The organism is Mycoplana dimorpha, assembly GCF_003046475.1.
In the GTDB taxonomy this organism is placed as follows: Bacteria; Pseudomonadota; Alphaproteobacteria; order Rhizobiales; family Rhizobiaceae; genus Mycoplana; species Mycoplana dimorpha.
The window spans coordinates 419,543-439,957 of the sequence record NZ_PZZZ01000002.1 but is presented as its reverse complement, the minus strand read 5'-3'; the positions used below and the strand labels follow the sequence as shown (position 1 = coordinate 439,957).

The 20,415-nt window shown below is 66.0% G+C and carries 16 protein-coding genes; 5 read left to right on the top strand and 11 right to left on the bottom strand.

Annotation, left to right across the window (positions count from 1 at the left end; genetic code table 11):
* Positions 1 to 34 precede the first annotated feature (34 nt).
* The 7 genes from C7449_RS05690 to trpS form a co-directional block, all read right to left on the bottom strand.
* Positions 35 to 823, bottom strand: a complete 789-nt coding sequence (locus C7449_RS05690; protein WP_108001808.1) for a lysophospholipid acyltransferase family protein — start codon at positions 821 to 823, stop codon at positions 35 to 37.
* 38 nt (positions 824 to 861) lie between these two features.
* On the bottom strand, positions 862 to 1,290 hold the full coding sequence (locus tag C7449_RS05685; RefSeq protein WP_108001807.1) for a Fur family transcriptional regulator: 429 nt from the start codon (positions 1,288 to 1,290) through the stop codon (positions 862 to 864).
* Positions 1,291 to 1,354: 64 nt separating this feature from the next.
* The gene (locus C7449_RS05680; RefSeq protein ID WP_108001806.1) at positions 1,355 to 1,846 is read right to left on the bottom strand and encodes a GNAT family N-acetyltransferase; all 492 of its coding nucleotides are present in this window, start codon (positions 1,844 to 1,846) and stop codon (positions 1,355 to 1,357) included.
* Positions 1,847 to 1,851: 5 nt separating this feature from the next.
* Positions 1,852 to 2,511 (bottom strand): tRNA (adenosine(37)-N6)-threonylcarbamoyltransferase complex dimerization subunit type 1 TsaB, encoded by a 660-nt coding sequence (gene tsaB, locus C7449_RS05675; protein ID WP_108002073.1) that lies wholly within the window; start codon positions 2,509 to 2,511, stop codon positions 1,852 to 1,854.
* A 30-nt stretch (positions 2,512 to 2,541) separates the two neighbouring features.
* A complete protein-coding gene (locus C7449_RS05670) occupies positions 2,542 to 3,111 on the bottom strand; it encodes a NifU family protein (RefSeq protein ID WP_108001805.1) in 570 nt (189 codons plus the stop codon).
* Positions 3,112 to 3,243: 132 nt separating this feature from the next.
* Entirely contained in the window at positions 3,244 to 3,735 is a 492-nt protein-coding gene (locus tag C7449_RS05665) for a universal stress protein (protein WP_108001804.1), read from the bottom strand.
* 197 nt (positions 3,736 to 3,932) lie between these two features.
* The gene (gene trpS, locus C7449_RS05660) at positions 3,933 to 4,997 is read right to left on the bottom strand and encodes a tryptophan--tRNA ligase (RefSeq protein ID WP_108001803.1); all 1,065 of its coding nucleotides are present in this window, start codon (positions 4,995 to 4,997) and stop codon (positions 3,933 to 3,935) included.
* 306 nt (positions 4,998 to 5,303) lie between these two features.
* On the opposite strand from trpS, the gene C7449_RS05655 reads away from it, so the two are divergent.
* The gene (locus tag C7449_RS05655) at positions 5,304 to 5,795 is read left to right on the top strand and encodes a YcbK family protein (protein ID WP_108001802.1); all 492 of its coding nucleotides are present in this window, start codon (positions 5,304 to 5,306) and stop codon (positions 5,793 to 5,795) included.
* Between the two features lie 36 nt (positions 5,796 to 5,831).
* Here C7449_RS05655 and murJ read toward each other — a convergent pair whose 3' ends face one another.
* From murJ to mutS, 3 genes are all read right to left on the bottom strand, one after another.
* Positions 5,832 to 7,427 (bottom strand): murein biosynthesis integral membrane protein MurJ, encoded by a 1,596-nt coding sequence (gene murJ, locus C7449_RS05650; RefSeq protein ID WP_108001801.1) that lies wholly within the window; start codon positions 7,425 to 7,427, stop codon positions 5,832 to 5,834.
* Positions 7,424 to 10,246 carry a [protein-PII] uridylyltransferase gene (locus C7449_RS05645; protein WP_108002072.1) on the bottom strand — a complete coding sequence of 941 codons (2,823 nt, stop codon included), beginning with the start codon at positions 10,244 to 10,246 and terminating at the stop codon, positions 7,424 to 7,426. The genes murJ and C7449_RS05645 overlap by 4 nt, the downstream gene beginning before the upstream one ends.
* A gap of 103 nt (positions 10,247 to 10,349) precedes the next feature.
* The gene (mutS, locus tag C7449_RS05640; RefSeq protein ID WP_108001800.1) at positions 10,350 to 13,079 is read right to left on the bottom strand and encodes a DNA mismatch repair protein MutS; all 2,730 of its coding nucleotides are present in this window, start codon (positions 13,077 to 13,079) and stop codon (positions 10,350 to 10,352) included.
* A 129-nt stretch (positions 13,080 to 13,208) separates the two neighbouring features.
* Between mutS and C7449_RS05635 the strand changes: the two genes are divergently transcribed.
* The 4 genes from C7449_RS05635 (at position 13,209) to C7449_RS05620 (ending at position 19,412) form a co-directional block, all read left to right on the top strand.
* Positions 13,209 to 15,494, top strand: a complete 2,286-nt coding sequence (locus C7449_RS05635; protein ID WP_108001799.1) for an NADP-dependent malic enzyme — start codon at positions 13,209 to 13,211, stop codon at positions 15,492 to 15,494.
* 490 nt (positions 15,495 to 15,984) lie between these two features.
* Complete coding sequence (locus tag C7449_RS05630; RefSeq protein WP_108001798.1) at positions 15,985 to 17,304, top strand: MFS transporter; 1,320 nt, start codon at positions 15,985 to 15,987, stop codon at positions 17,302 to 17,304.
* A gap of 27 nt (positions 17,305 to 17,331) precedes the next feature.
* Positions 17,332 to 18,357: a histone deacetylase family protein gene (locus C7449_RS05625; RefSeq protein ID WP_108001797.1), complete on the top strand. Its 1,026-nt coding sequence runs from the start codon at positions 17,332 to 17,334 to the stop codon at positions 18,355 to 18,357.
* Between the two features lie 89 nt (positions 18,358 to 18,446).
* A complete protein-coding gene (locus tag C7449_RS05620; protein WP_108001796.1) occupies positions 18,447 to 19,412 on the top strand; it encodes a LysR family transcriptional regulator in 966 nt (321 codons plus the stop codon).
* Positions 19,413 to 19,489: 77 nt separating this feature from the next.
* On the opposite strand, the gene C7449_RS05615 is transcribed toward C7449_RS05620, so the two are convergent.
* Positions 19,490 to 20,368 carry a GNAT family N-acetyltransferase gene (locus C7449_RS05615; RefSeq protein ID WP_108001795.1) on the bottom strand — a complete coding sequence of 293 codons (879 nt, stop codon included), beginning with the start codon at positions 20,366 to 20,368 and terminating at the stop codon, positions 19,490 to 19,492.
* Positions 20,369 to 20,415: the final 47 nt, after the last annotated feature.

Genomic DNA, 20,415 nt, shown 5'->3' with positions numbered 1-20,415 from the left:
CTTTAGTGGAAAAAGCCCGACAAATGAAGCCCCGTCAGCGGCCCCGCAGCCGATCGCCGAGCATGCCGCGAATCCGTGCCTCAACCTCGCGGCTGACGACCTTGCGGTTGCTGCCGGGCCCGTAGGCGATCATCTCGCCGAAATCGACGTCGACGTCGAGCGCCCCCTCCTTCAGGATGCCGAGCAGGTGCGGCGCCATCGCGATGTCGCCGGGCCAGGCGGCGATCGGCCGGTGGAAGCGCCCCATCGCCATGCCATGGATGCCGGTATAGGCGATCGATACGGGCTGGATGTAGACCGTGCCGCCGGGCGCTCCGGCGGCCGCGCTCGCCGCGGCGCCGAACAGCGAGGTCTTGATCTGCAGGAGCCGGTTGCCGTCCGAGGTCGTCCCCTCCGGGAACAGCACGACGATCTCGCCATCGGCGAGCCGGCTGCCGATCTCGTTCACCTGCTCGCCGGTCTTTCGCTTTTCCTCGCGGACGACGAAGATCGACGCCTGCAGGCGGGCAAGGACACCGAACACCGGCCACTCGCGAACCTCGGACTTGGCGATATAGACGACATCGGCGATCGAGCCGAGGACGAGGATGTCCTTCCAGGAGGCGTGGTTTGCTGCAAGCATCAGCGGCCGGCGCCTCTCCAGCGTGCCGTGCACCCGCACCTTCAGGCCGATCAGCCGGCAGGCGGCGCGATGCCAGAGGCGCGGGACGCGCCGCCGGAGTTTCAGGTCGAAGCGCAATGCGACGAGTTGAACCGGCAGCAAGGCCAGCGTCACGATCGTCAGGCACAAAAGGGCAAGGGCGATGCGGAGCCAGGCGATCAAGCGGGTCTCGCGAGCAGGCGGCGTATCAGCAGACCGCCCTACTCGCCCTCCTTCTTCAGCGGAACGCCATAGAGTTCCAGCCGGTGGTCGACGAGCTTGAAGCCATGCTCGCGCGCGATCTTTTCCTGCAGCGCCTCGATTTCCGGCGAGTGGAACTCGATCACCTGGCCGCTCTTCAGATCGATCAGGTGGTCGTGGTGCTCCTCGGGCACCGTCTCGTAGCGCGAGCGGCCGTCGCGGAAGTCGTGGCGCTCGATGATCCCGGCGTCCTCGAACAGCTTGACCGTGCGGTAGACGGTGGAGATGGAGATGCGCGGATCAACCTCGGCCGAGCGGCGATAGAGTTCCTCCACGTCCGGATGGTCGGCGGAGCTCTCCAGCACCCGGGCGATCACGCGGCGCTGCTCGGTCATGCGCATGCCGCGCTCGACGCAAAGCTCTTCCAGCGTTTTTTCCAGTTCTGTCATTCGCCCCATTTCCCGTCGCAGTCCGGCCGGGCATATGTGAATGCCCTGACATGTGACAACGGGACTAGCGAAGATCGCGCCTCATGACAAGCGCCGTGGACCGCCCGCCGGCGCTCTCATAGTAGGCCTTGCGCTCGCCGACCTTGGCAAAGCCGAGCCTGTCGTAGAGCCGCAGCGCTGCTATGTTGCCCTCGTCGACCTCGAGGAACATCTCCTCGGCGCCGCGCATGCGCGCCTCCCGCAGCGCCGCCTGCATCAACCGCCAGCCGAGGCCGCTCCGCTCGAAGCGTGCATCGACGCTGATCGTCAGGATTTCCGCCTCGCCCGCCGCCGCACGCGCCAGCACGAAGCCGCCGGCCGGGCGGCCGGCCAGGGCATTCACCTGCCAGGCCACGAAACCGAACACGGTGTCCTGCGCCAACAGCGCGTGCAACTCGCCGTCGCTCCAGGGTCGGGTGAAACGCGCCTTGTGCAGGGCGGCGGCCACCATGCGGTCGCCCGCCTCGAGCGGAAAGATTTCGAACACCGGCTTGCGAATGAAATCGGTCAGCGACACGGCAATCAGGCCCTCGCGATGGCGAACCCGGCCTGGGGCTTGGCGTCCGGGCCGCGAAGGTAAAAGGGCTTCGGTCGCGCGGTCTGCGGGTCGGCGATTGCACCGAGGCGCGCGACGATATCGATGGACACCGCGTCGGGCGGACCGGCCGCCTCGGCGCCGGACAGAAGCGGCGCGGCCGAGCCGATCACCGTGCCGCCGACACGAGCGGCCCTCGTCCTTGCATCGTCTATGGAGAGGACTGTCGCCTCGCCTGCTGGCTCGCCGTTGACCGAGAAGGCCTGGCAATAGGCCTCGCCGCGCTTGGCATCCATGGCGACGAACACCGGTGCGCCGGGATGTTCGCGCAGGTGGGCGGCAGCAAGCGCCGCGAGCGTGCTGACGCCGACGGCGGGAACGCAGAGTGCCAGCGACAGCCCCCGGGCGGCCGCGACACCGACGCGAATGCCGGTGAAGGATCCGGGGCCGACCGTGACGGCGATCCGGTCGATCGCCGTCATTTCCATGCCGGCATTATCCAGCGCCTGGTCAATGAAATCCATCAGCCGCTCGGCGTGGCCGCGGCCGATCACTTCGCCGGCCGTGCCCAGGGGCCGGTCCGTGTCGCTGTCGTGGATGGCCGCGTAGCAGCCGCTGCCGGAGGTATCGATTGCCAGCAGGATCATCGGCGGCACCCGGGCTGCGGGTGCCGGAAATTACATGACCGCTTCAACTTCCTGCACTTCCGGTACGAAATGGCGCAACAGGTTCTGCACGCCGTGCTTCAGCGTGGCGGTGGAGGACGGGCAGCCGGAGCAGGCGCCCTTCATGTTGAGATAGACGCGGCCGTCGCGGTACCCCTTGAAGGTGATATCGCCGCCGTCCTGGGCAACCGCCGGACGGACGCGGGTGGCGAGCAGCTCCTTGATCGTTGCGACGATCGCCTCATCGCCCTCGTCATAGAACTCGCCCTCGTCGGCTTCGTCGCTGCCCTGGGAGCCGCCGGCAAGGATCGGCTGCCCGGACATGAAGTGCTCCATGATAGAACCGAGGATCGCCGGCTTCAGGTGCTGCCAGTCGGCGTTGTCCTTGGTCACGGTGATGAAATCGTAGCCGAAGAACACGCCCGTGACGCCGGGCACGGCGAACAGGCGCGCAGCGAGCGGCGAGCCGGCGGCCGCCTCGGTCGCGTCGCGGAACTCGGCGGTGCCGTCCTCCAGCACGACCTTGCCGGGCAGGAACTTCAGCGTTGCCGGATTCGGCGTGGTTTCCGTCTGGATGAACATCGTCTCGTCTCCTGCGGCCGGGGCGCGCGCCACGGCGGAATTGTTTAGAACCGTTCCAAGGAACATAGGCCTTTACGACCGCCGCATCAAGGCATCGCGACGGATTTGCCGATCGCCAAAGCCCCCGGCAGATCAACTCAGCGCAGCGATCTCCTCATCGGTCAGGTTCTGCGGAATGACCGTCACCGGGATCGGAAATGCAGCGCTGCGGCCGGCCAGCGAGGAGACGAGCGGACCCGGTCCCTCCTTTGCCGAACCTGCCGCCAGAACGAGGATGGCCACATCCTGGTCCTCCTCGATCTGCGCATTGATCTCCTCGCTTACATTTCCCTCGCGAATCACCGTCTCCGGTTCGATGCCGAGCGACTCGCGCAGCGTCTGCGCCGCTTTGGCGAGAATGGACTCGGCCTCCTCGCGCGCCTCCGCCCGCATGATCTCCTCGACGCCCAGCCACTCGCGAAAATCGCCGGTCGGGATCACATAGAGCAGCACTACGGCTCCGCCCGAGTTCTTCGCGCGCGCCGCGGCATAATTCATGGCGCGCTGGCACTCCGGCGTATCGTCGACGATCGCCAGGAACTTCCGGCGATGGCCTTCCAGGCGTGAAAGTCGTCGAGACAGCATGATACGTTCGCTTTCGGTCGATTCTGCTTCAGCTTATACCAAATCCGAACGATGGGAATTGGCATTCCTGGTCCGCTTCGCCCTCTGCATCGGCGGCAGGTGGTACGCACTGCTCGCAGACGTTCCACCTGATCGCCGGGCGGCATACGACTCTTCCCCAGCGCCCCGAGGAGCCGCATACCGACGGGCCCGGCGTCTTACCGCAGGAAGCCGATGATGTCGGCCACCTCGGCCATGGTCTTCTCGGCCCGCTCCCGCGCCCGCTCGCCGCCCCTGCGCAGGATCGCGTCGATGTGGCTCGTGTCCTCCATCAGCCGGCGCATCTCCCCGGTGATCGGCGAGAGCACGCTGACGGCGAGATCGACCAGCGCCGGCTTGAAGGTGGAAAACTGCTGGCCGCCGAATTCGGACAGCACCTTCGCCTTCGACGTATCGGCAAGCGCGGCATAGATGCCGACGAGGTTTTCCGCCTCGGGCCGGCCCTGCAGCCCTTCGACCTCGCCCGGCAGCGCATCCGGGTCGGTCTTGGCCTTGCGTATCTTTTTCGAGATCGTGTCCGCATCATCCATTAGGTTGATGCGCGACAGGTCGGACGGGTCGGACTTCGACATCTTCTTGGTGCCGTCGCGCAAGGACATGACGCGCGGCGCCGGGCCCTCGATCAGCGGCTCGACCATCGGAAAATAGGCGTGCACCGGCTCCTCGCCGACGACGATATCGACGCCGGTGCCGGCGCTGCGGATCTTCGTCTGGAAGTCGAGGTTGAACTTCATGGCGATGTCGCGCGCTAGTTCCAGGTGCTGCTTCTGGTCGTCGCCGACCGGCACGTGGGTGGCGCGATAGACGAGGATGTCGGCCGCCATCAGGCTCGGATAGGCCAGCAGACCCAGCGAGGCATTCTCGCGGTCCTTGCCGGCCTTGTCCTTGAACTGGGTCATGCGGTTCATCCAGCCGATGCGCGCGACGCAGTTGAAGATCCAGGCGAGCTCTGCATGCTGCGGCACCGCCGACTGATTGAAAACAATGTGCTTTTCCGGGTCGATGCCGGAGGCGATGAAGGCGGCGGCAATCGAGCGGATCTGGCCGGGCAGATCCTCGTGAACGAGCTGCGCGGTGATCGAATGCAGGTCGACGACGCAGTAGATGCAGTCGTTGTTCTCCTGCAGGGCGACGAACTTGCGGATCGCGCCAAGATAGTTGCCGAGATGCAGATTGCCCGTCGGCTGGACGCCGGAAAAGACGAGCGGCTTGAATGCGGTCATGTTGTCCTCGTGAGGCTGGTGGAGGGCCCAAGCAGCGGCTGCTGCAACTGGTTCACGCTCGTGCTTATGCACGCCGCCCGGGCCACAATCAATACCGCCAGGCAACCGCGCTGCCCCGTCCGGCCGCGGCCGGATATGGTTCCCGCGCGCGCAGCCGGGATCACCGGGGCCACCGCAATCCTCCATAAGTACTAGCTACTGTTAGCATTTTTATCCCCACAAAAGCCTTTTTTCGGATTTTAGTTCCCGCAAGAACAGCAGGAGACCCATGCCAACACGCAAGACGGGAAAAAAGGGAGGGGTATCATGGGAAATGCCTGTTCCATCGCACTCGCCAGCCTGTTCGCGCTTTCGTCATTGTTTGCCTTCGATGCGGAGGCTGACGGCGAAGTCCAGAAAATCATTCTCAAGAAGGAGAAAGCGCGGGTTACGCTGGCCTATGCCACCCAGACGCCGCGCGTGCGGCACAGCTGCTTTCCCGGGGCGCTGCACGTCGTTCTCGCCCACATCGCTGCGCAGACGGGACGGCGACCGCTCGTGACCTCCGGCCACCGCTCGAACGGGCGGCGGGGCTCGTATCACCGCAAGTGCATGGCGGCCGACATCCGCGTGCCGGGCGTTGCCGTCAGTCGCATCGTGGCCGCGGCCAGGACGGCGCCGGGCATCGGCGGCATCGGCACCTATTGCAACGGCATCGTTCATGTCGATGTCGGACCGAGCCGACGCTGGAATTACTGCAATCGCGGCCTGGCGCGCCTGAAGAAGCCGAAGCCGACCACCGTTGTAGCCATGCGCTGAGGCAGCCGTGTACGCAGGGCGAAGGCGATCAGGCCCCTACTCGCCGCCCTCCGGCACGTCCGTCCTCGTGGCGGGGGTGCGCCTGATGTTGCGGCGGATCATGCCGAGATCGGCCCCGCCGATAAGGAAGGCAATCCCGAAGTAGACCGTCATTGCAAAGGCCACCAGTATGCCGAGCGCGGACACCTGGTCGAGCAGTGGCGCGGTCGGCGCGAGCCGGTCGGCCATCGCATCGGCAAGATGATGGAGGCTGACTGCCATCACCACGGTCGCGATCAGGAGCCGCACCACGCGCCAGGCCAGTGCCTTGTCGAGCGGCCAGTGGCCCCGCCGCACCAGCGTCACGAACAGGACGATCGCCGTCAGCCAGCCGGAAGCCGCCTCGGCCGTGGCGATGCCGCGTTCGTAGAAGAAGGGAAAGAGCGAGACGGCGAGCACGCAATTGACGGCCACCGATACCATCGTGATGCGCATCGGCGTCTTCGTGTCCTCGCGGGCAAAGAACCCGGGATTGAGCGCCTTGATCATCACGAAGCCGGGCAGGCCGAGGCCGTAGATCGCAAGCGTCCCCGCCACGACCGAGGTCGTCTCCGGCGAAAACGCGCCGCGCTCGTAGAGCACGCGAACAATCTCGTCGGAAATCACCCACAGCGCGCCGGCCGCCGGCAGCGTCAAAAACAGCACGAACTCCATCGAGCGGTTCTGCAGGTTGCCCGCCTCCCTCTCGTGACCGGCCTTCAGCGCACGGGCCAGTTCGGGGAGGAGCACGACGCCGACGGCGATGCCGACGACGCCGAGCGGCAACTGGTAGACGCGGTCGGCATATTGCAGCACCGAGATCGCCCCTTCCTTGGTGGAGGCGATCATCTGCCCGATGATCTGGTTGATCTGGGTGATGCCGCCGGTCACCGCCGCGGGCAGCGCCAGCCACAGCAGCCGCTTGACGTTGGGCGTCATCCGCGGCCGGCGGAAGCCGATGCGCATGCCGGCATGGCGCACGCCGGCATAGAGCACCGCCATCTGCAGGACGCCGGCCGCCAGCACGCCCCAGGAAAGATACCACGCCGTGTGAAGCGGCGAGGCACCCGTCCACAGCGCCAAGCCGAGCGCGCCGATCAACACGACATTGAGGAAGACAGGGGCAATTGCCGCGGCGAAATAGTGATGCAGCGAATTGAGCATGCCCGACAGCATCGCCGTCAGCGACATGCACATCAGGTAGGGAAACATCACGGCGGCGAGTTCCACCGTCACGCCGAATTTTTCCGGTTCGCCGACGAAACCCGGGGCGATGATCCACGCCACCAGCCACGGCATCGCCAGTTCCATGGCGATGGTGATCATCATAAGCACGGTGAACAGGACGCCGAACACCTCCTCCGAGAACCGCTTGGCGCCATCGATGCCGCCTGCCTCGATCTCCTTGGCAAACAGCGGCACGAAGGCAGCGTTGAAGGCGCCCTCGGCAAACAGCCGGCGGAACAGGTTGGGAAAGCGGAATGCCGCGTAGAAGGCATCGGCCATCGGACCGGTGCCGAGTGCTGCCGCCATCAGCGTTTCGCGGGCGAAACCGAGGACGCGGCTGCCGAGCGTCGCCCCGCCGACGGTCGCGAATTTCTTGACCAGACTCATTGCTTGGTTCTTGTCCCTGCCAGTGTGCCGGCCGGCGCGAGAATGCCGGACGGCATCCGGTCGCGCGCCTCGTCCGCCTCCTCGGCCATGACGGCTTTCAGACGGGCGGCGATGTTGTTCTGCCGGTTCTCGTTGGTGATCTTGTGGCCGAGCAGATCGGTCACATAGAAGGTGTCGATCACCTTCTCGCCGAAGGTGGTGATGTGCGCCGAGGCAATGTCGAGCGACAGGTCGGACAGAACCGCCGTCACCTCCGAAAGCAGGCCAGGGCGGTCGAGGCACTCGATCTCGATGACCGTGAACTTGTTCGACAGCGTGTTCGAGATCGTCACCGCCGGCGGAATGACGAAGGTCTTCGACCGCTTGCGACCACGCGTGCGGGTGGCGATGACCTCCGGCAGCCGCTTGCGGCCGGACAGCACGTCCTCGATCATCCGGCCGACGCTGGCGGCGCGGCGCGTCTCGTCGGCATCGTCCGGGAACTCCCGATTGACGAGGATGGTATCGAGGGCGCGGCCGTCGGAGGTGGTGAAGATCTGCGCGTCGACGATGTTGGCGCCGGCCGCCGCGCAGGCGCCGGCGATCACCGTCAGCAGTCGCGGATGGTCCGGCGACAGGACGGTGATTTCGGTAATGGCGTGGAAGGAATCGGTCCGCACCATCGTCGCCAGCGCCTGACCCGCCCTGTCGGCGCCGCGAATGAACGCGGCGTGCCGCACCTGGTCCTCCAGCGGCACCGTCAGCATGTAGGGGTCGTAGTGCAGGCGCGCATAGGCCTTGCGCTCCCTTTGGGGCCAGTCGACCAGTGCCTCCGCAAGCGTCTCGCGGGCGAACTTCGCCCGTTCCTTGCGCGACACTTCCGAGAAGCCGCCGGACAGCAGCAGTTCCGTCTCGTAGTAGAGCGTGCGCAGCAGTTGCCCCTTCCAGCCGTTCCACACGCCCGGCCCGACGGCGCGCGTGTCGCAAACCGTCAAGATTAGCAGCATCTTCAGCCGCTCCATCGACCGCACCTTCTCGGCGAAGTCGACGATCGTCTTGCGGTCGTTGAGGTCGCGCGTCTGCGCCACCATCGACATCAGCAGGTGCTCCTCGATAAGCCAGACGACCAGTTCGGTCTGCTTCGGCGACAGCCCCAAGCGCTGACAGAGCTTGCGCGCCACCCTGGCGCCGGCGACAGAGTGATCCTCCGGCCGTCCCTTGGCGATGTCGTGCAGCAGCACGGCCACATACAGGGGCACGCGGTCCTCGAGGCCCGGCATGATCTGGGCGGTGAGCGGGTGTGCCTCGGCCTCGCGTCCCTGATCGATGGCTGCAAGTACGCCGACGGAGCGGATGAGGTGTTCGTCGACCGTGTAGTGGTGGTACATGTTGAACTGCATCATCGCGACGATCTTGCCGAAGTCGGGTATGAAGCGGCCGAGCACACCGGATTCGTTCATGCGGCGCAGGATCAGCGCCGGGTCGCGCGGCGAGGTCAGGATCGACAGGAACAGCCGGTTCGCTTCCTCATCCTCCCGCAGGGCGTTGTTGATCAGCTTCAGCGAACGGGTGACGAGCTTCAGCGCGTCGGGATGAAACTCCAGTTCGTTGATGTCGGCGATGTGGAACAGCCGGATCAGGTTGACGGGATCGCGCTTGAAGACATCCGGACCGGCGATCGTGATGCGGCCATGGTCCTCGACGAAGTCGAGGGTGCCGGCGATCTTGCGGTTGCGACGGGTGAAGCGGCTGAACGCACCCGAGATACCCGGCGCCTCCTTGGCCTGCTGATCCTCCAGCGCGGCGCAGAAGATCCGCGTCAGGTCGCCGACGTCCTTTGCCACCAGGAAATAGTGCTTCATGAATCGCTCGACGGCGGAAAGTCCCGGATGCGGCTGGTAGCCGAGCGAAGCGGCGATCTCGGGCTGGATGTCGAATGACAGCCTCTCCTCGGCCTTGCCGGTGAGGAAATGCATATGGCACCGCACCGCCCACAGGAAATCTTCCGACTTCTGGAACAGCTTGAGCTCGTGGCGGGACAGTACCCCGAGCCTGACGAGGTCCTCCGGATCGCGGATGTGGTAATGATACTTGGCGATCCAGAACAGCGTGTGCAGGTCGCGAAGCCCGCCCTTGCCTTCCTTGACGTTCGGCTCCACCAGGTAGCGGCTGTCGCCGGCCTTGCCGTGCCGCTCGTCGCGTTCGGCAAGCTTGGCAGCGATGAATTCCGGCCCCGTCCCGCTCACGATCTCGTGCTCGAAGCGCCGGGTCAGCTCATCGAACAGATCCCGCGAACCGCAGAGATAGCGCGCCTCGAGGATCGCCGTGCGGATCGTCATGTCGTCCTTGGAGAGGCGGATGCACTCCTCCAGGCTGCGGGTTGCGTGGCCGACCTTGAAGCCCATGTCCCACAGTATGTAGAGCATGAACTCGATCGCCGGCTCGCTCCACGGCGCGGGTCTCGCCGGCAGCAGGAAGAGCAGGTCGATGTCGGATCCTGGCGCCAGCGTGTCGCGCCCGTAGCCGCCGACCGCCGTCACGGCGATCCGGGCGGATTCCGGCGTGGCGACCGCTCCGAAGACGTGGTTCAGCGCAAATTCATGCAGCACCGTGACGATCTGATCCTGCAGCCATGACAGGCGAGCGGCACAGGCGCTGCCGCTGCCGTCGGTGAACAGAAGTTCGCGCGCCTGCTCGCGGCCCTCGACGTAGGCCTTCTTCAGAGCGGCGAGCAGCGCCTGGCGCATCTGGTCGCGATGATCGGCATGGGCGCGGGCGATGAATTCGCATTGCGCCCTGAGCGCCGCGCCATCGAGCAGGCCCGAATGGGCCGGAACCATCAGCTTGCTGTCCATCAATGCCGGCCGCCTGCTGCCTCTCGGGTCTCTTCACCTCGTCGGTGCTGATGGGCTATAGCCCTTTTCGGGTCGCGGCGACAGTCGTTCAGCCTGCTTCCCGTTTCAGCGCGTAGAGTACCTCCAGCGCCTCGCGCGGCGACAGGTCGTCGGGGCTCAGGCCCTTCAGCATCTCCTCGACCTTCGAGACGCCGGCACTCTTCGCCTCCTCGCGCCGCACCGCCACCTGGAACAGCGGCAGGTCATCGATCAGCTGGCTCGCCGGGTTCTTGCGGTCGGCGTCCTCCAGCTTGGCGAGCACGTCCTTCGCCCGCGCCACAACCGACGGCGGCAATCCCGCGAGCCGCGCCACCTGGATGCCATAGGAACGGTCGGCCGCGCCGGGCCCGACCTCGTGTAAAAAGATCACCTCGCCGTCCCATTCCTTCACGCGCATCGTGGCGTTGGAAAGGCGGCCGAGCTTCTCCGACAGCACCGTCAGTTCGTGGAAATGGGTGGCAAACAGGCCGCGGCAGCGATTGACCTCGTGCAGGTGCTCCACCGCCGCCCAGGCGATCGACAGCCCGTCGAACGTCGCCGTGCCGCGGCCGATCTCGTCGAGGATGACCAGCGAGTGCTCGGTCGCCTGGTTGAGGATCGCCGCGGTCTCGACCATCTCGACCATGAAGGTCGAGCGGCCGCGCGCCAGATCGTCGGACGCACCGACCCGCGAGAACAGCCGGTCGACGATGCCGATGTGGGCGCTCTCGGCCGGAACGTAGCAGCCCATCTGGGCCAGGATGGCGATTAGCGCGTTCTGGCGCAGGAAGGTCGACTTGCCGCCCATGTTGGGGCCGGTCAGCAGCCAGATCGCGCCGTCGCCCCTGGCGCCCTTGCCGCCGGTCGGCGACAGGTCGCAGGAATTGGCGACAAAAGGATTGCCGGCCTGGCGGCGCAGCGCCTGCTCGACCACCGGATGGCGGCCACCGACGATCGAAAACATCTTCGAGCGGTCGACCACCGGACGGCAATAGGCCTGCTCTTCGGCGAGCACCGCCAGTCCCTGCGAGACATCGATGACGGAAAGGGCCCGCGCGGCCGCCTTGATCGCGTCGGCCTCGGCGACGACGGCCTCGGTCAGAGCATCGAAGGCGGCAAGCTCGATTGCCAGCGCCCGGTCGGCCGCATTGGCGATCTTGGTCTCCAGTTCGGACAGCACCGTCGTCGTGAAGCGCATCGCGCCGGCCATTGTCTGACGGTGGATGAACCGCGCCTTCGCCTCGTCCCCGTCGGTCAGCGCCGCGGCATTGCCCGCCGAAACCTCGATGAAATAGCCGAGCACATTGTTGTGCTTGATCTTCAGCGACTTGACGCCGGTCTCCTCGGCATATTGCAGCTGCAGACCGGCGATCACCCGGCGCGACTGGTCGCGCAAGGACCGCATCTCGTCGAGTTCGGCATCCGCCCCTTCGCGGATGAAGCCGCCGTCGCGCTTGAGAAGCGGCAGTTCGTCAGCCAGCATTGCCTCCAGCCGCTGCGCCAACTCGGTCGGCAGCGCCGCAATATCGGCGAGCGCCGCGGCCAACTCGCCGTCGAGTTCCTCCTGCGCCATCATCCGCGCGACCGCCGCCGCGGCGCGCAGGCCCTGCAGCAGGGCACCGAGGTCGCGCGGCCCGCCGCGGCCAAGCGCCAGCCGCGACAACGCCCGCGGCATGTCGGGCAAGAGCTTCAGCGCGTCGCGCAGGTCGGAGGCGAAGGATGGCCGATCGGTGAGCGCGGCGATCGAATCGAGCCGTTCGTTGATCGGTTCCGGGTCGGTCAGCGGCGACATCAGCCGCTCGGCCAGCAGCCGGGCGCCGCCGCTCGTTACCGTCCGGTCGATGGCCTTCAGAAGCGTGCCGCTCTTTTCCCCGGACAGGGTCCGCACAAGTTCGAGGTTGGCGCGCGTCGCCGGATCGATGAACAGCGTGGAGGCGGCGCTTTCGCGCTCGGGCGGCGGGCGCTCGGCAAGCTGCGTCTTCTCGACATAGGCGACCGCGGCAGACGCCGCCGACAGCTCGGCGCGCGAAAAGGTGCCGAAGCCGTCGAGCGTGCCGACGTCGAAATAGCGCGCGATCCGCCCCTCGGCCGTGGCGCTGTCGAACAGCACCGCCGGCTGGGGTACGACCACGCGGCCGAGCACGTCGATCACCGGCCGGAACTCCGGGTCGTGGAACAGCGTGTCCGGAACGATCAGCTCGCGCGGCTCGATCCGCAGGATGTCGGCGAGAAGGCGTTGCTGCGTCGTCTCGGCCAGCCGGAAGACGCCGGTCGAGATGTCGATCCAGGCGAGCGCCATCGACGGCTCCCCGCCGCCGCGGATGCGCGACAGCGTCATCAGGTAATTGGCGTCGGACGGCGAGAGCAGCTTCTCTTCCGTCAGCGTCCCCGGGGTGACGAGCCGCACGACGTCGCGGCGCACCACCGATTTCGAACCGCGCTTCTTCGCCTCGGCCGGATCCTCCACCTGCTCGCAGACGGCGACGCGGAAGCCGAGCGCGATCAGCTTCTGCAGGTAGTCGTCGGCGGCGTGGATGGGCACGCCGCACATCGGAATCTCCTGCCCCATGTGCTGGCCGCGCTTCGTCAGCGTGATGCCGAGCGCGCGGGAAGCGTCAACCGCATCCTGGAAGAACAGCTCGTAGAAATCACCCATGCGATAGAACAGCAGGCTATCGGGGTTGTTCGCCTTGATCTCGATATACTGTTCCATCATCGGCGTCGCCGATGCGCGGCTCGCGCCGCTGGCGAGTTCGGCCGTCGTCAATATGTCGCTGTTGCGCAGAGTTTGGTCGTTCACGGAAAGACAATTCACCCTAAAAAAACAGGTGCCACCCTAGCCGCGCGTCGCTATAGAAGACAACAGCTCGGGGGAGTGCGGATAGGCGCTGCCCACAGAAGCGTGATCCAATTTGCATGGGGAGTACAGATGTCGGAGACCGGCAAGAAGAAGCGGGCGGTCGCAAGCGTGACCGATCAGGAGGCGCTGGATTTCCACGCCCACGGCCGGCCCGGAAAGCTGGAGATCACCCCGACCAAGCCGATGGCGACCCAGCGCGACCTGTCACTCGCCTATTCGCCAGGGGTCGCGGTCCCGGTCAAGGCGATCGCCGAGGATCCCTCGCGCGCCTACGACTACACCGCACGCGGCAACATGGTCGCCGTGATCTCGAACGGCACGGCCATCCTCGGGCTCGGCAATCTCGGCGCGCTCGCCTCCAAGCCAGTGATGGAGGGCAAGTCGGTCCTCTTCAAGCGCTTCGCCGATGTCGATTCGATCGACCTTGAGGTCGACACGGAAAATGTCGACGAGTTCATCAACTGCGTGCGCTATCTCGGCCCCTCCTTCGGCGGCATCAACCTCGAGGACATCAAGGCGCCCGATTGCTTCATCATCGAGCAGCGCCTGCGCGAGCTGATGGACATTCCCGTCTTCCACGACGACCAGCATGGTACGGCGATCATCGCCGCCGCGGGCCTGATCAACGCGCTGGCACTGACGGGCCGCGACTTCAAGACGACCAAGCTCGTCTGCAACGGCGCGGGTGCGGCGGCGATCGCCTGCATCGAGCTGATCAAGGCGATGGGCTTTGCCCCGGACAACGTCATCCTCTGCGACACCAAGGGCGTCATCTACCAGGGCCGCGAAGAGGGCATGAACCAGTGGAAGTCGGCGCACGCCGTCGACACCGACCGGCGCAGCCTGAAGGAGGCGCTCGACGGCGCCGACGTGTTCTTCGGCCTGTCGGCCAAGGGGGCGCTGACGGCGGAGATGGTCAAATCGATGGCGCCGCAGCCGATCATCTTCGCCATGGCCAATCCCGACCCTGAAATCACCCCGGAAGAAGTTACCCGCATCCGCGACGACGCGATCGTCGCAACGGGACGGTCGGACTATCCGAACCAGGTCAACAACGTCCTCGGCTTCCCCTACATCTTCCGCGGCGCCCTCGACGTTCGCGCCACCACGATCAACGACGCGATGAAGATCGCCGCGGCGCAGGCCCTGGCGAACCTCGCCAAGGAGGACGTGCCTGACGACGTGGCGGCCGCCTACCAGGGCAACCGCCCGCGCTTCGGCGCCCAGTACATCATCCCGGTGCCCTTCGACCCCCGCCTGATCTCGGCGATCCCGGTCGCCGTGGCGAAGGCGGCGATGGACAGCGGCGTCGCCCGCCGGCCGCTGCTCGATCTCGACGCCTATGCGCGCGAACTGAAGGCGCGGCGCGACCCGATCGCCTCGACGCTGCAGAACATCTATGCGCGCGTGCGCCGACATCCGAAGCGCGTCGTCTTCGCCGAGGGCGAGGAAGAGCAGATGATGCGCGCCGCCGTCTCCTACGCCAACCAGCAGCTTGGCACCGCCATCCTCCTCGGTCGCGAGGAGCGGATGCGCAGCGTCGCCGAAAAGGCCGGCATCGATCTCGACCGGCCGGGCATCGAGCTTCTCAATGCCCGCATCTCCAAGCGCAACGATGCCTATACCGACTATCTCTACGCCCGCCTGCAGCGTAATGGCTACCTGTTCCGCGACGCCCAGCGCCTGATCAACAACGACCGCAACCATTTCGCCGCCTGCATGGTGGCGCTGGGCGATGCCGACGGCATGGTGACGGGGCTGACCCGCAACTACTCGACCGCATTGGAGGACGTGCGCCGCTGCATCGACGCCAAGCCCGGCCACCGGGTGATCGGCGCCTCGCTGGCGCTCTGCCGCGGCCGCACCGTGCTCGTCGCCGACACCGCCGTCCACGACATGCCGTCTGCCGAAGAGCTGGCCGACATCGCCGAGGAAGCCGCTGGCTTGGCGCGCCGGCTCGGCTACGAGCCGCGGGTGGCGATGCTCGCCTATTCCACCTTCGGCAACCCGTCCGGCGAGCGCTCGGAGCGGGTGCGCGAGGCGGTGAAGATGCTCGACAAGCGCCGCGTCGATTTCGAGTATGACGGCGAGATGGCCGCCGATGTGGCGCTGAACCCGAAGATCATGGAGCAGTATCCGTTCTGCCGCCTCTCCGGGCCCGGCAACGTGCTCGTCATGCCCGCCTTCCATTCGGCCTCGATCTCGACCAAGATGCTGCAGGAACTCGGCGGGTCGACCGTCATCGGCCCGCTCCTGGTCGGCCTCGACAAGTCGGTGCAGATCGTCTCGATGGGCGCAAAGGACAGCGACATCGTCAACATGGCGGCGCTCGCGGCGTATAACGCCGGGGTTTGAACTGACCGTCCCCGAAGGGCCGCCCTTGCTTGATTGCGGCCCTTTGCGGAGTAAGTGCCCAGAGGCGTTGTTGGGCATAAGGTTTCCCTCGCGCATCGCGGATTGAAGCGTCGGCCCTGCTGAACCCTGCGTCGGCGCAGCCCCTGTGGTCGCCTTCGAGGCTGGCGCGGTAGCGTCGGGTAAGCGGACGGCCCGCATGCGTCAGATACCCAGCAACCCTCAGTTGCCGCCCACGTGCGGCCACCGCGTGCCGGCGTCGCGGATCGTCAGAATTTTAACTTCGCTACCACGCGGCTGCCGCAATGCCCCCTTAAGCGCTGGGGCCGGTCGGCCGTTTCCTTGGGTATGCCCCTGCTCGCGCCGACGCCGGCGGCGCCAAGGGCCCATCATAAGCATTGCGAATGTAGGAGATAACAAATCTCCGCCTAGCTTATGATTGCCGACTAATTAAAGTCGGCCGACTTCCCATCATGCTTGGAGGATCTTTGGCATGGCGACATCTGTGACCGCCGGGGGCGAGCACCAACCCGTACGGGCTTCCACCGCGGCTTTCATCGGCACCATGATCGAGTGGTACGACTTCTACATCTACGGCACGGCTGCCGCGCTGGTCTTCGGCAAGCTATTCTTCCCGCAGGTGGATGGCTTCTACGGCACGCTCGCGGCATTCGGCACGTTCGCCGTCGGCTTTCTCGCACGGCCGCTGGGCGGGGCCATCTTCGGCCATGTCGGCGACCGCATCGGACGCAAGAAGTCGCTCATCATCACGCTTTTCATGATGGGCACCGTCACGATCCTCATCGGTCTCCTGCCCACCTATGCGTCGATCGGCATCTGGGCGCCCGTCCTGCTTGTACTGCTGCGTCTTGTCCAGGGTGTCGCGGTCGGCGGCGAATGGGGCGGCGCGGTCCTGATGGCCGGCGAACATTCGCCGAGCCCGGACCGCCGCACGTTCTTCGCGTCCTTCGCCCAGCTCGGCAGCCCGGCCGGCCTGATCCTCTCGATGGTCATGTTCATGATCGTCACCGCGATGCCCGAAGAGGACTTCCTGTCGTGGGGTTGGCGCGTGCCGTTCCTGTTCAGTGCCGTGATGCTGGTCATCGGCTTTGCCATCCGCATCGGCGTCAAGGAATCACCGGAATTCGTGGCCGAGCAGCAGCGCCGCCTGAAGGAGGCCAAGGCCGCCCAGCCGCCGCTCTGGGAAGTGCTGCGCGGCGCGCCGCTGCTGCTGATCACGGCCATTTGCGCCAATGTTCTCGGCATCGCCGGCTTCTACTTCACCAACACCTTCATGATTGCCTACACGACGACCTATCTCGGCATGGATCGTGCTCTGATCCTGAACTGCCTGCTGCTCGTCTCGATCATGCAGTTCTTCATCACGCCGCTTTCGGCCTATGTCGCCGAGCGCGTCGGCGTCCATCGGTTCCTGATTGCGACGGCGGCCATCTCGGTCGTGACCCCGTTTGCGATGTTCACGCTGGTCGATCAGGGAACGCTGACGAGCGTCACCATCGGCGTCGGCCTGGCGGTCGCCGGCCTCGGCGCCTTCTACGCGGTGATCGCCGGCTTTGTCAGCGACAGCTTCCCCACCCGCATCCGCTACACGGGCATCTCCATGGCCTACCAGCTGAGCGGCGCGATCTTCGGCGGCCTGACGCCCATCGTCGGCACCATCCTCGCCGAGAACGCCAAGGGCGACTGGACGCCGCTCGCCATCCTCTTCAGCGCCATCTCGCTGATCTCCCTGGTGTCGGTAATCGCACTGCAGCGCCCGCGCCAGCGTCAGCTGCAGCAGGCGACTGCCTGAGGCGGACAAGAAGGAAGACCGTGACCCATGAAAACTTTCTACCATCCGGACCAGACCCTGCATCATCCGCGCACCTATTTTTCACGCGGCCAGATGCGCCAGCCGCAGGAGGTGCCGCAGCGCACCGAGGCGTTGCTGGCGGCCGTCAAGAGCCTCGGCTTCGGCGTCGAAACGCCGGCTGACGCAGGGGGAGAGCCCATCGCCCGCGTGCATGGGCTCGACTATCTGCGCTTCCTGCAGGACGCCCACGCCGAATGGATGGCGCTGGGCGAGGATTGGGGCGAGGAGGTCGTTTCCAACATCTTCGTGCGCGAACCGAACGCACTGCGCGGCGTTCTCGCCAAGGCGGCCCGCTACCTGGCGGACGGCAGCGCGCCGATCGGCCCGGGCACGTTCCGGGCCGCCTACGCCAGCGCGCAGTGTGCGGTAGCGGGGGCGGATGCCCTGGCCGACGGCACGCTCGAAGCCTATGCCCTGTGCCGCCCCCCGGGTCATCACGCGCGCCGCGACGCTGCGGGCGGGTTCTGCTATCTCAACAACGCGGCGATCGCCGCGGAGCGCCTCCGCTCCCGCTACAAGCGGGTTGCCATTCTCGACACCGACATGCATCACGGCCAGGGGATCCAGGAGATCTTCTATGATCGGCGGGATGTGTTCTACATCTCGATCCATGGCGACCCGACCAACTTCTACCCGGTGACTGCCGGTTACGAGGACGAGCGCGGTGCGGGCGAAGGCGAGGGATATAATCTCAACCTGCCCATGCCGCACGGTTCGCCCGAGAGCGTATTCTTCGATCGCCTGGCGCAGGCCGTTCGGGCGCTGGAGTTCTTCCAGCCGGACGCCCTGGTCCTGTCGCTCGGCTTCGATATTTTCGAGCGCGACCCGCAGGCCAAGGTTGCCGTTTCCGAGAATGGCTTCCAGCGTCTCGGCGAGGCCATCGGAACCCTCCAGCTTCCGACGTTGATCGTCCAGGAGGGGGGTTACTACATCGATGGCCTCAAGGCCTTGTCAGAGCGGTTCTTTACGGGTTTCATGAGCCGTCGTTCCTGAGCCGCCTCCGAAGGCAGCGGTTCGGCGCTTCGCTTTCGGCCGCAACAGAGGGCGGGAGATTCCCGTCCTCATCTTCCCTACCGCTCCGCATGACCAGGAATCGCCCCCGCCCCGCCGCCAGCCTCGCGCGCCAGCGCATCGACTGGAACCTGCTGCGCACCTTCATGTTCGTCGTTCAGGAGCACGGCGTCGGACGGGCAGCGCTCGCCTTGCAGGTCAGCCAGCCCGCCGTCAGTCAGTCGCTGAAGCGACTCGAAGACAATCTCGGCGGCAGGCTTCTGGTGAGACGCGGCGGCGAATTCCGCCTCACCACCCTTGGCGAAGAAATCTACGCCATTGCCTGTGACGCCTATAGTGCGGTCGCCCGGATCGATGCGGCCGTCGGAGAGAGCCGCGACGAGGTATCCGGCCCGCTGCGCCTGCTCGTGATGAGCCGCATCCAGAGCATGGCCTATGACGAGTTCCTGACCGAGTTCCACCGGCGCCATCCGGGCATCGAATTCAATATCGAGGTCCTGCCGAGTTCGGCCATCCTCGACGCCCTTGCCAAGCGTCAGCCCGGGCTCGGCATCTGTCTGTCGCGCAGCAGCCAGGAAGACCTGCAGCGGCATCTCTTCATGCGACAGCGCTACGTCATTGTCTGCGGCCGCCACCACCCGCTGTTTTCGCGCCCGGTCGTCGACCTCGAGGCCTTGCGCGATCAGGATTTCGTGCGTTTCGCCAGCGACCAGATCGGCGATGCGCTTTCGCCGCTGACGATCTTCCGCGACCAACGCGACTTCACCGGGCGGGTCGTGGGCACCTCGTCCAACATCGACGAGATCAGGCGAATGGTGATCACCGGAATGGGGCTGAGTTGGCTGCCCGAGCACCTGATCGCCCGGGATGTCGAGGCGCAGTTGTTGCGGCGCCTGCCCCCGGACGAAGGCGTTGCCGAGATCGATGTGTTCTTCGTCTGGAATTCCGAGCGCAAGCTCACCGAACCTGAAACGGCCTTCCGCGACGCCTTCCTTGCATTCCTGCAGCGCACCACGCTCGCCAGTCGCACCATCTGAGTCCGGCCGTGCTCAAGACCGGCCCATCGCCAAGGACTGGCGCAAGCCCATGTGGCCCGCCGCCGCTTCCGGGGGGCTCAGCTGGCGAACCGCCCCGCATCGGCACCATAGTAGTTGAGGTAGCGCCCGGAGATGCTTTCGATCGGCAGCACGATCAGCACGTCCGTCGTGCGGAAGGCGTGGTCAACGACCGCGCCGTCGCCGATCATCGCGCCGAGCCGCAGATAGCCCTTGATCAGCGGCGGCATCGCCGAGAGCGCCTTGCGGGCGTTGACGGCCTCGCTCGGCATCAGGTCCATCGTGCGGTACTGCTCGGCATGGGCGGCGACGGCCCAGTCGCCGCCGGCAAGTGCGTTCTGGTGCAGGAAGGACAGCGCCAGCGCATGCTCCTCCGGCACGGAGCCGGCGAAGGAAGCGCAGCCGAACATGGCATCGACGCGGTGCTTCAACGCATAGGCCCAGGCGCCCTGCCAGAGCAGCTCCATGGTCCGCTTGGTGCGGTACTGCGGCAGCACGCAGGAGCGGCCGAGTTCCATGAAACGCTTGCCGGGATGGCGGGCGAGCAGCGGCTCGAGATCAAACTCCGTCTGCGAGTAGAAGCCGCCGGCGTGCCTTGCGACGTCCTGGCGCAGCAGCCGGTAGGTTGCGACGACCTGCTCGTCGGCATCGCCCTCAATCGAGGTGTCGAGCACCAGGAGATGGTCGCAGACCAAATCCCAGGCATCGATATCGCGGCCGCGGCGCATCGCGTCCGGCGGAACCTGGGCGCCCATCTCCTGGACGAAAACCCGGTAGCGGATGGCCTGTGCGGCATCGATCTCGGCGTCGGTCCGAGCCACCCGTGTTTCCAGCGGGCCGATCCGGCCGAGCACATCGGTGCCCTTGGAAAGTGAAGCCTGGCATGCCGAAGCCAGAGCCTCGGCGGCCACTTCGGCCTCTGCGATCTCGATGGTCATTCGCGAATCCCGTTCAACGTCATCTATGCGCTTTAGAACACGAATCT